The sequence below is a fragment of the Nocardia wallacei genome, from assembly GCF_014466955.1.
GTDB lineage: Bacteria > Actinomycetota > Actinomycetes > Mycobacteriales > Mycobacteriaceae > Nocardia > Nocardia wallacei.
In genome coordinates, this window is sequence record NZ_AP023396.1 from 4,549,938 (window position 1) to 4,561,234 (window position 11,297).

Here is an 11,297-nt window from a genome sequence, read left to right on the forward strand (position 1 = left end):
TTTAATGTCCATCGATAGAGTAAACGCTGCATACTGTGCGGATGACCTTCCGTGCAGTGTGAAGCAGTGCCTTCCCGGCACCTGGCATGCCGATCGGGAACTTTGTTCGTTTGGATCGGATGTAGCGATAGGGTGCGAGTCACCGAGACCGGGCGGGTTCGGTCAAGCGGGCATCTTCGCCCCACCACTTGTTTCTGCTGCTGCTCTCCCTTCCCTAACATGAATGCTCCGGGCTCAGCCGGTGATGCGGATTATTGATGCGAGTACACCTGGTCGAGGGTGGCCGTTCTGAACCAACTGGCGATCCGCCGGATCCGGGCGAGCAGAAGCGGATCTAAGCTCAGGGATCAGAGCTGGAGAGTCTCGACTCGCTCCGCAGAACTGGAGCGGAATCATAAGTTCTGCCAACGCAATCAAGATTGAGGATCACGATGGCTGGAGAATCGCCAGTTGTGCGATGGTTGGCCAACGGCAGCATTGCAGTCTATTTTACGCTAGTTGACGCAAACGGGGATTTTGAAGCGGGACGGTGGACCTTTGAACCGGAAGACGATGATTTTGAATTCTGGGCGACGATGGCATCGCCGTACACTCAAGAAGGACTTTGACGGCAGTCCGCGAAGGTTCTAACTGGGCAGACTGTGTATGGAGATGCCGACGGTGCCGATATTGGAGTGCATCCAATATCCCGCGGCGGTGCTCGATTGCGCTGCTGCGTTTAGTGCAGGGCACAAATCGAAAGATGCATACACGCTCACTACTACCCGCGAGGCTCCATCACTTGCTCATTGGCGATGGACAGGCGCTCGTTGCAACATTTTGCGGTAATACGTTACTCCGACCTACTGTCCAGCTTTATATTCGCGGTACATGGGCGCATTTGACCGGCGCATTCTTCGAATCGATGCAGCTCGGGCCTCACCTATGAGGCATTTCATGCGTTGGTACTACTGGATGTGCCTAGACGTGCCTGCCGCGAGTTACGCGCCGCCGGAATCCTACCCGCCTCCTCGCGCCAAATTATCGAGCAGCATTGACCGCCCAAGAGGCTGGTTTCGTCGGCGCCGTCAACCAACTCTGGACTTGTTGATCTCATTCTAATCTTTCACGAATTCTTCCTGATCGGATGTATCGCATAAGCTCGACGCGGGATCTGACTCCCAGTTTGCCGAAGATCTTTTTCAAGTGGAATTCGACTGTCCGCGGACTGAGAAACAGCTGTGCCGCAACTTCCCGATTGGTGGCCCCTGTCGCAACAGCCTCTGCGATCCGCGCTTCCTGAGGTGTCAGTGTTGTCACATCGCTCGACGTGACCGGGCCAGTAGATTCACCTTCAGCACGCAATTCCGACCGTGCACGCTCGGCCCATCCTTTGGCACCGAGCGAGCAAAACGTCTCGAACGCGGCCCATAGCGAATTGCGTGCATCGTCTCGGCGTCGCCTCCGACGCAGATGTTCTCCCAACAGCAGCTGCGTCCGAGCCCGCTCCATCGGCTGATCACCACGCGCATGGAACTCCAGCGCGCGACGGAAGTGCTCGACTGCAGCCTCAGGCGCAGCAAGCAAGGCATCGCATCGAGCTGCCAGTGCCGCCAAGTCTGGTGAGCGCGAGAGCTCGGACAATCGCTTGAACTTCTCGAACGGCCGGACCGCATGCTGGGGCTGCCCTGCTTTGACTGCGGCCTCAACCAGGTCGGGTGTATTCCTCACCATAATGCGTGGGTCACCTCCGGACATCGCTTGCTGGAGATTGCCTACTGCCACTGCAGGCCGGCCAGCTACCAAGTCGACCAGCCCGAGCGCATGCCTCGCCATAGCAGCTGCGGCTCCCAGCCCACGAGGTACCGCCTCGGCGAGCACCTCTCGAGCCAAGCGGCGGGCGGTTTGTTCCTCTCCCTGATACGCTGCCACGACCGCCACGCAACTTCGGTACCAACAGTTCAGGTTTGAGTATCCGAGTTCTTCACTGAGGCGACATCCCTCTTCAGCAGAAGCGACGGCCATCATGAGGCGTCCGCTGAATACATGGTCATCGAATGTGGAGCCCAATGCCCAAACCAAGGTTCCAGCACCGCCGAGCCTGCGGGCATCTCGGACAGCCACCGCGTTCAACCACCGCGCCCGGTCCTGCTTGCCGAGGTCTCGCATCAATTCGCTGGCCCAGCAGAGTAGAGCTGGCACACCGATTGTGCCCACGGCGTCTTCGTCCCCTTCTTTCCATTCAGGTTCGAGGCCGATGTGTATCCGACAGACACTCCGGAATAATCGCAGCAAAGCATCCTCTGCTCGATGACCGGATATTGGCACATGTTCACTCAATTCGACCATGTCCGTCCATCCGGTGGCCGAATCGGCGTGCCAGCAGGCCGCACCGAACATCATCACCAGCGGTATCACGCGGTCTGGAGTGCTGTGGTCGATATCGACCAGTAGCGGACGAAGCATCGTTACAGCATCGATAGGGGCGCCGGTGAACAGCTCCAACATGGCTTGGATTCCGCCGATGCTATAGCGAAGGGAGGTGTCCAGCGGCACCTCCTGTTCCAGAAGTCTCACAATGGCCGCGGCTCGACCGGGTTCGCCAGCATGCCAACTTGCAATGGCAGACTCGCTTCGCCTTCGCGACCGCTGCCGTCCATCTGTACTCAGTCGCGCAGAATGAGCAAGCAATACCGCGGCTGTGGACAGGCTGACACCGGATGCGGCTGCTGCTGCCTGCTCGAGCCGGTCCGCAATCGCCTCGTCAGGACCATCCGCTGCCTGCCCCAAGTGCCAGGCGCAGCGATGGGCATCACCCGCGTCCGTGAATAGCTGGAATGCGGCAGCGAGGGCGGTGTGTGCATCGCGACGGTCCGCAGATTCGGCTGTATGATATACGGCCGACCTGATCAGCGGATGGTGAAATCCGATCACTCCATCGCTCATCGTGATCAGATCGTTTAAGTCAAAGAGCGCATCGACCGCTTTCGCCACAGTTGGGCCGAATTCGTAGGCCGCGCCAGCAAGCACTTCATATCGCAGGTGGCCAGCAGCAGCGACCAGCAACAACACCAGCTGAACCGGGCGACCGTACTTCTGTACGCGGGCATAGAAAGTTCGACGCAATTCCTCAACAAGTGAGAGGGGGATATAATCAGGGCCGACCTGAACCGCATCGGGTTCGAGAGTGCAGATTGCGAGTGGGTTTCCCTGAGCCGCATTCAAAATGGCATCTTGTTGTGCTGGAGACAATTTCAGCTCGGCCCGCTCTAGTAGCAGCTGCCGCGCGGTCTCCTTTTCCAGGCCAGGTAGCACCATGTCGATGGTAGCTGAATCCGAAAAGGAATCCTCGTCTGCGCGGCTCGCTAGCAACAAAACGACCGGCTCGCTCTCCAAGCGGCGCGTGAGGAATTTGAGAACACCGATGGAAGGACGGTCCGACCACTGTATATCGTCGACTACACATAGCAAAGGCCGCTCGGAAGCCAACTCGGACAGTAGTGTCAGCGTTGCCAGCCCGGTCAGCAGGCCTCCAGGGTCCGGGCCGTCGCAGCGACCGAATGCCACCCCTAACGCGGTCGCCTGCGGCTCCGGCAACCGGGCGATTTCATCCAGCACGGGCAAGAGCAGCTGATGCAAGGTTGCATAGCCGAAATCGGACTCGGGCTCCACGCTCCTCGCCCGCAGCACACGAGCCCTGTCCGTCTCAGACGCGATAATGTCCAGCAAAGCGCTCTTGCCGATTCCCGGCTCACCTCGCACAACGGCAACCACGCCCCGCCCGCTGGCGGCCTGACGTATCAGGTCCGTCAGGGCGGTCCGCTCTTTCCAACGACCATGGAACACGAGTCGAGGTTAACCAGCAGCGCCCAGTTCCAGCACCTATGTCGGCAGTACTCCGGATCAGCGACCGGGCACAAGCAAAGTCTCTTTGATGATGGCACGGCCAAGAAGAAGCCGAGCGGCACCAACCCGTCTGTAACGGTGCGGAGTTTTGGATGGGGGAGATCGCCAGTCTTTGTCCTCGTTATGTCTATGCCAGGTGCGCCCGCCGGGACCTCCTGCAGAAGGAGCAAACGTACCGACACAGCAGTATGTGCAGGCGGCGCTACCCAGCAGTGTCCAGAGCCTGATGAGCGCCGGTTGGGCAGCGAGCCAGATGACGGCGGAGGGAACGTGTAGCGATGTCAATTCGGCCCTCGCCGCAAGGATGCTCCGGCTACGCGACCGTCCTGTCGGCGAGCTTGGCGTCCCGGCTCGGCCTCGCTTGTTGTTCCCGGGTCGACTTGGCGGCGGTACGAGGCTGCCAATCGCGAACAAGCCAGACAAGCCCTCGACCGCGTGCTCGACCCCTACCGCCAGCAACCCACCGCGACCAACCAACACGACGTGTCGCTCAAGTTCAGTGGTCCGCGGGCAGATCTGGCCCGCATTCCTGCTCCCCGACACCATCATCGTCGACGACACCACCACACCCGACCCCGTACCGCCACAACACTCGATCCTCAGCGCTCGACGCCCCGCGCCAACAACTCCACGACACCCCCACCGCCGCGCGGCAGATCGAGACCGCCGCCACCGGCCACACACACCTTCCCCACCCCTGATCTCTCACCGCAACCACAGGGGATCGAGAAAAGACCCGACGGTCGTCCGGCGGCGACAGTGTTGCCGGCCGGACCAATAAAATAGTACAGCCAGTCCGCCGGAGCGCTCCACCGCGATCCATCTATTCACTTTCTCACCTACACCTGCAGCAGCCCAATTGCTCCACCATCCACCTGGACCATTGCCGAACATGCTGTGCAATTGGCTATGTCGGCAGACCGGCGGGCCGTGCTTGACTTGCCCCGTGACACGCGAGTGCGAGCAGCATTCGACTTGTCCTATCGAGAATTGTCACGGTTACGGCGAATAGCGTTTCGTCGTCTGGACCTGCATCCCGGTTTGCACCTCGAAGCACACGCCGTCGCAGCGCTGGCTGAGGTCAGTATTGAGACGGACCGCGAGGACTGGAAGCCCTTAACGATGACCGTCTTCTCAACTAAATGCGCGCGTGGCAGGTAACCGGATGCACGACCTGTGGCGCGATTGCGCACGTACTCTCGCCGCCACCGATCCCGCCGCGGACAACGCCCGCGCCGCCGCTCGGCCATTGGACCACTGTCGCGGCACCGCCGACCGGGTACTTGGCTATACGCTGCTTCGCGCACCACCGAAAGCCCACGCAGGAGCTGTGTGCTGGCGCGCCCGCTCATCTGCGGTGAGGTCGCCCAGCGTGCAGAGCACCGTCTGCGCGGAGTTGGACCGGTGCGCTGCGTCCGACAGCCGGATTCGGTTCCTGGTCCGGCGGACGGTGCAAGCGACATCGCTAACGCAGCGATCTCCAAATCACCCGCCGTAGGTTCGAACTGGCGACTTCACCGATCTCACGCCCTGCCCCACCATGTATCTTCGTTTTCAGGAGGGGGCGCAGCGACAGCGCCGTTGACGCGTGGAGGTTTCGTGACTGAACCGGTGGTGATTGTCGGGGCGGGACCGACGGGCCTTGCGCTGGCTTGTTGTCTCCTGCGCCAAGGTACGGAGGTCCGCATAATAGATCAGGCGCTGAACCCTACGACGACCTCACGAGCGATGAGTATGCAGCCGGGCGGAGCCGAAGTTTTACGGCGCTTGGGAGTGCTCGCGGAACTGTCAGAACGGTCGTTGCGTGTCGAGGAAATCGTTGTTCACTTCTACAGTGGGGAAACGGTCCGGATTGATACGAATCGGCGAGCGCCGGGCAATGCTCCTTCCGGGATGTTGATTTCGCAGGCGGAGGTAGAGACCGCGTTGCGCCGCCGTTTAGGCGATCTGGGCGGCGAGGTCGAGTGGGGTCGCGAGTTCATCGACGCCATACCGAGATCCGATGGGCTTACCGTATGCGTCGCCGGGAACGAAAATATTCAGGCCAGTTGGTTGATCGGCTGCGACGGTGCACACAGCCGAGTTCGTAAGTCGGCAGGCATCAAATTCGCTGGCGCGCCCCTCTCGGAGCAATTCCTTCTCGCTGACGTCGACGGAGATTTCCCCTTTTCGCGTGATGCAATACAGACCTACTTGTCGAGCGAAAACAGTATCAGCGTCATCCCTTTGCCGGGCGGCGTGTGGCGATTGATAGCCTCAACCGCGTCCGAGTCCGGTGACGAGCCGGACTCAGCTGTAGTGCAACAGCGGTTGATGACCATACTGGAGGAACTCACCGGGTGCAATTCGTCTATCGTGCGCAACGTCGGCTGGGCTTCCTCCTACCGAATACAGCGGCGTCTGGCCGATTCGTATCGACGTGATCGAATATTGCTTGCTGGTGACGCTGCGCATATTCACAGCCCGTTCGGCGGTCAGGGCATCAACACTGGTCTTGGCGATGCGGAGAATCTAGCGTGGAAGCTCGCCTTGGTCGCGGCCGGTCGAGCCGACCATCGCTTGCTCGACAGCTACGAGGCAGAGCGCCGTCCGGTCGCTTCGAAGGTGTTGCGATCGACCACCTCGTCGACTGCCCTCGTCCTCGGCACCAGCACTCCGGCGAAGCTTTTCCGCCGGTGCGTGCTCCTACCCCTCCTGAGAAGCGCTCGTGTCCAGCGCCACATCGTTGAACAGGCGGCCCAGCTCAATCTGAGTTATCGAGGTGGTCCGTTGGCCTCACCAGGTCGACGAAACCGTCACTTCGCTGGTGGCGGCCGAGTTCTGGACATGAATTGCCGTCGCACCGACGGAAGCGAAACACACCTCCACGTCGAACTCGATGGCCACTGGGTGCTGATCGAGCCCGTGGCTGCCGAATCCACTGCACGTGCCGCCGTGCTGCGAACGATCGGTGCCGACGCTGTGACGATACTCGAGCGCGCCGACGGCCGATCGCCCGAAAGTCTGTTGGTGCGACCAGACGGTCACCTTGCCGAACGTGGTACACCCGAACAGATCGAGAAATGGGTGGCCGAAATGTTGCTGCCCGAGCATACAGAGTAATCGCGAGCATCGACCTAACCGTTCACCGACCTGGTGGATGCGGGCGGGCGTGGTGCATGGGTCAACGCCCGTCCGCATCGCGAGACCGGCGTTGCGTCGATCGCGGGCTGAGTGTCGAGCGTGACCATCTGTATGGTCTCCCAGACGACCCGCCCTCCGGGCGGTTGGAGCCGCTCCCGGACGAGGTCCGCGAGGCCCTCAGAACGCAAAATACCTTCAGCCATCCGAGCTCCTGCCGAACGAAGAATGAGATCGCGAGGGATACCTCCCACAATTGCCGGAATAGCAGCTGTACGGAAGTCACTGTCGCGCATAGCTAAGATGCGGTCCACGCACGGAAGATCCCGCACCCCGGACCGAGCCACATATCCGACATTCGCTTCTCCACTGGGGGGCACCCACTCGCCGGCTCGGGATCGACGCCCAAGTCATCGGCTCGGTCACCGCCGCCTACTTCCTGCCCGCCGCATTCCTCCGCAAATTCGTCGCTGTCCTCGCAACGCTCTACCGGCGCAGCCACCTCGCTGTCGACGCAATCATCGTGATCGCGCTGCTGGCGGTCACGGTCGAGGGCGGTCGCGAGATCCTGGGGCTCTGGGCCGGGGACGGTGGTGAGGGCGTCTGCGACGGGCTGAAAGGTTTGCCGAAGCGATCGGGCAGACCTGGCCCCAACCCGAGTTACACCGTTATCTGGACAGACCCCGTTGCACGAGCCGGTGACGGCCCTCGATAGTCAACGGGGCATTACGGTGAGACACGGCGGTTCTTTCACTCGCGGACGGACGTGTGGTTGGCACTTCACATCCTGCCGCCGAAAGCACCGCGCCTTCAGCTCACCCCACCCCCGGCGTCACCAACGTCACGGCCTCATACAGCTAGTGCCGCGTCCGGGAAGGTTCGTGCAGTAACTGCCGGGGTGTCGAGTTGATCGTGCCCACCGGCAGCACGATGCTGCCGGTGGAGGTGGTGCCCGGTGGCGCGGAAGCCGGATGTGTTCGTCAGAGCGGTGACCCCTCAGGAGGGTCGCAAGCTCGCCCAGGTCGCCCGCCGCAGTAAGCAGCCGGTGCGGATGCGGCGGGCGATCGTGGTGATGGCCTCGGCGCAGCATCAGCCGGTGCCGATGATCGCGAAGCTGATGCAGGTGTCGGAATCGTATGTGCGGCAAGTGATCCACGACTTCAACGAGAAGGGTTTCGACGCGCTCGACCCAAAATGGAGCGCGGGCAGGCCGGCGAAGACCGATCAGGCGACACGTGATCGGATCTGTTCCATTGCCCGGTGCTGCCCGCGTGATCTGGGCTGGCCGTTCTCAGTGTGGAGTCTGTCGAAACTGGTAGAGGTGTTGCGGCACAACGATATCGCCGACATCAGCCGGGAAACGCTGCGCCAGATCCTCAAAGCCGGTGGGGTGTCGTGGCAGGCCACCAAGACCTGGAAGGCCAGCAATGACCCGGATTTCGTCGAGAAGATGAACCGGGTCCTGGACCTGTACGACAATCCTCCCGCCGACGGGCGCGTGGCCTGCATCGACGAGTTCGGGCCGCTGAATCTGCAACCCCGGCCCGGTCGCGGCTGGTTCGACCGGCGAACGCCGAGGCGGCTGCGGGCGACCTATCACCGCACCCAGGGTGTGCGGCACATGTTCGGCGCACTGGACCTGAGCACAGGACAGCTGTTCTACCGAATCCGCGACCGGAAACGCTGGACCGAGTTCCTGACCTTTCTCAAATCCCTGCGCCGCCGATGGCCGGGCCAGAGGTTGTATCTGATCGCGGACAACTATTCGGTGCACAAGCGTCGCGAGGTTCGGCAATGGTGCGCTGCCAACGATGTGGAACTGGTGTTCGTGCCGACCTATTCGTCCTGGTTGAACCGCATCGAGTGCGAGTTCTCCGCGCTGCGGTACTTCGCTCTCAACGGCACCGACCACCGCAGCCACGGCGAACAGGACGACGCGATCGGCACCTACATCCGCTGGCGCAACCAGCACGCCGAACCGATCCGCGACTTCGCCGTCGGATCGAAGATCCGGCACCCCGATTACCTACCGAAGGTTGCCTGACGGGGCACTAGCACTGAATCACGTGATGGTTTCGGAACGGCACCTTCTCTTCGCTGGACCGACCGGGCAGATACCCACGTAATCCTCGCCGTGCCGGAGTTGGAGCCGCAACCCGCTATATGCCTCGCGTTTGAAATTGTCTGCCTATGGTCCCTTGTTCTTTTTCGTCCTCGGATGGAGGCATATCTGACGGCCCGTTCGATCGAGTTCCGGCACGGGATTCCAAACCTAGTCCGGATCCGATCTCGCCGCCGACGTCGTCGGAGTAATCGTACGTGATGGGACCCGTCCGCTGGAGGCTGAGCACTGATTGCGCTGTATCGATCGATCGCTCCTGAGCGCTCTGTATGCAGGCTTGTACATCGCCGATCGCCGAAGAAATCCGCCCGAGAAGATAGGTTTCCTGCGCCGAGGTCAGGGTAGGTCGAGAACCGGAGGATGAAGCCACGCCAACTGGCCGCATCGAAGTCAACTCGTTGGATAGTTCGATAGCGGCCGAATTAATTTCAGAAATTGCACTCGAGTTCGAGCCGGCGATATCACCAACCGTCGCCGACACTGTTACGTCGTCCGACCCGATCTGCCGCGATCGCATAAAAAATTCAGCGGACGCAGAGTTATGCGAATCAACTGACAAGGATCTATTTGCGCGATCGATAACCTGAACTGCGGCTTCAGCGCCTTGACTACTCGGCGACGTCGCTGCAGCCGGCCTACCTAGGATATCCAGTGATCGGTTGATGGTTCGGGTGGCATTGTGGACGGCGTGCTGCAATCTGCTCGATGCGCCCTGCGGGCACGGCACACTGCCGTTGTACACCGTTTCCATCAACCCACTCTGCTTTCTGAAGCGAATTCAGAATCACGCTGTTCATCTGCGGTGTGAGCGGCTCCGAGGTGTAAAATCCTGATCATCGAATATTCCCAAGATTCGCCGGCTGAGCTGGGCAACGCGCAGGCGGATTGAATAGGACGCCCCACCAGCGACTCGGATAGTCTAGCTCCCCGGCGGGGATGCCGAATCCGTGAAATGACCGGTAATGGTCGGTATGTCCGACCGTGCGGGCCCACGTTGATTCGAAGACCTTCGCGCCGACGCGCGAATCGGTAACGGACCTCCGAGGATCTGCACGACGAGACCTCGAGATTGCGTCTTGCGTTGTTGTGATATAGCCCCGCCGCGTCGGCAAGGCGGCGGCAACACCCCGGCAGACTGCGCACCGCCGATTCAGAGGGGTGACCAAGGCTGGTGGAGGAAGACTTGACAGGGCCGGTCGACGGATGACCAGATCCCGAATCCTCGGCATGTCTTCGAGAGCGAGATGATCAACACCCGACTGGGTTTGACCTGGCAATTCGAGTGCGCTTCCTGAGGCATCACTCAATCTCAACGGGGGCGGTCAGGCGCTTTCGGCCCTATTGAAGGAAGCGCGGGCCGAGCCAGCGGCTAGCGTAATTCGGCCATCAGTGGCGCCAAGGAAGCGAGCGAGGCGGCTGTCGGATCTGGAGAAGGCGGAGCTGGCACGGGGATTACGTACGCGGGATGTCGGTGTACGAGTTGGCCGAAAGTACTCGATCCGGCGACAGACGGTGAGCGAGCATCTGCACCGGATGGGCGTGACGATGCGGCACCAAGGACTAAACGATGAGCAAGTCGACCGGGCGGTCGAGCTGTACGTGGAGGAGCGACTGACGCTCAAGCAGGTTGGAGCGAAGCTGAGGGCATATGCGGGCACGGTGCGGTTAGCGTTGCTGCGACGTGGAGTGAAGATGCGGGAGCCAGTGGCAAAGCCACGGCGATGAACTAAAACAGTTGCCCGGAGGCGCGCAGCCCCTGACCTGTAGTCAGATCCACGACATCTAGAGGCACCTCGTCGGCCACAAGACTCTGAAAGACCGCCTCGAGACCGGGCACCCGCGCCTCTGGTCCGGTACAGAAGAACCCGACGATACGATCTGTGTCGGCATCTGCGACGGCCATGTACCCGTCGTCCGCACTCGGCAGCTCCTCGGTAGCGGTCAGGTTGTAAATCTGCCACGGGCCACCGTACTTCCAGCTAACGACCTGATGGGCGTCGCTTTTGGATAACGGACGCAGGACAAGGCGATCGGGCCATCCATTCTTCACCCTGTGATGGTCTCCCATGCACCTGCCGTGGCTCAAAGCGATTTTCGTACCGAGCCTGTTCATTCACCTCCGTCATGGTCCCGGCCCCGAGACCGGCATGCAGAATCGCCGCTCGCCGAC

At 61.1% G+C, this 11,297-nt stretch carries 6 protein-coding genes; 3 read left to right on the forward strand and 3 right to left on the reverse strand.

Annotated features, from left to right (window positions below; all coding sequences use genetic code 11):
• Positions 1 to 431 precede the first annotated feature (431 nt).
• Positions 432 to 608: a hypothetical protein gene (locus NWFMUON74_RS19895; RefSeq protein WP_187683363.1), complete on the forward strand. Its 177-nt coding sequence runs from the start codon at positions 432 to 434 to the stop codon at positions 606 to 608.
• 484 nt (positions 609 to 1,092) lie between these two features.
• On the opposite strand, the gene NWFMUON74_RS19900 is transcribed toward NWFMUON74_RS19895, so the two are convergent.
• Positions 1,093 to 3,825 carry an AAA family ATPase gene (locus tag NWFMUON74_RS19900; protein WP_187683364.1) on the reverse strand — a complete coding sequence of 911 codons (2,733 nt, stop codon included), beginning with the start codon at positions 3,823 to 3,825 and terminating at the stop codon, positions 1,093 to 1,095.
• 1,659 nt (positions 3,826 to 5,484) lie between these two features.
• Between NWFMUON74_RS19900 and NWFMUON74_RS19905 the strand changes: the two genes are divergently transcribed.
• Positions 5,485 to 6,987 (forward strand): FAD-dependent monooxygenase, encoded by a 1,503-nt coding sequence (locus NWFMUON74_RS19905; protein WP_187683365.1) that lies wholly within the window; start codon positions 5,485 to 5,487, stop codon positions 6,985 to 6,987.
• A 973-nt stretch (positions 6,988 to 7,960) separates the two neighbouring features.
• Complete coding sequence (locus NWFMUON74_RS19910; protein WP_232110446.1) at positions 7,961 to 9,049, forward strand: IS630 family transposase; 1,089 nt, start codon at positions 7,961 to 7,963, stop codon at positions 9,047 to 9,049.
• Between the two features lie 115 nt (positions 9,050 to 9,164).
• Here NWFMUON74_RS19910 and NWFMUON74_RS19915 read toward each other — a convergent pair whose 3' ends face one another.
• Both NWFMUON74_RS19915 and NWFMUON74_RS19920 read right to left on the reverse strand, forming a co-directional pair.
• The gene (locus NWFMUON74_RS19915; protein ID WP_187683366.1) at positions 9,165 to 9,878 is read right to left on the reverse strand and encodes a hypothetical protein; all 714 of its coding nucleotides are present in this window, start codon (positions 9,876 to 9,878) and stop codon (positions 9,165 to 9,167) included.
• Between the two features lie 975 nt (positions 9,879 to 10,853).
• Positions 10,854 to 11,177, reverse strand: a complete 324-nt coding sequence (locus NWFMUON74_RS19920; protein WP_187683367.1) for a GNAT family N-acetyltransferase — start codon at positions 11,175 to 11,177, stop codon at positions 10,854 to 10,856.
• Positions 11,178 to 11,297 lie beyond the last annotated feature (120 nt).

Excerpts from the sequence above, each read along its gene's own strand:
- NWFMUON74_RS19895 (WP_187683363.1), top strand. The coding sequence starts at position 432 with ATGGCTGGAGAATCGCCAGTTGTGCGATGGTTGGCCAACGGCAGCATT.
- NWFMUON74_RS19915 (WP_187683366.1), bottom strand. The coding sequence starts at position 9,878 with ATGGAAACGGTGTACAACGGCAGTGTGCCGTGCCCGCAGGGCGCATCG.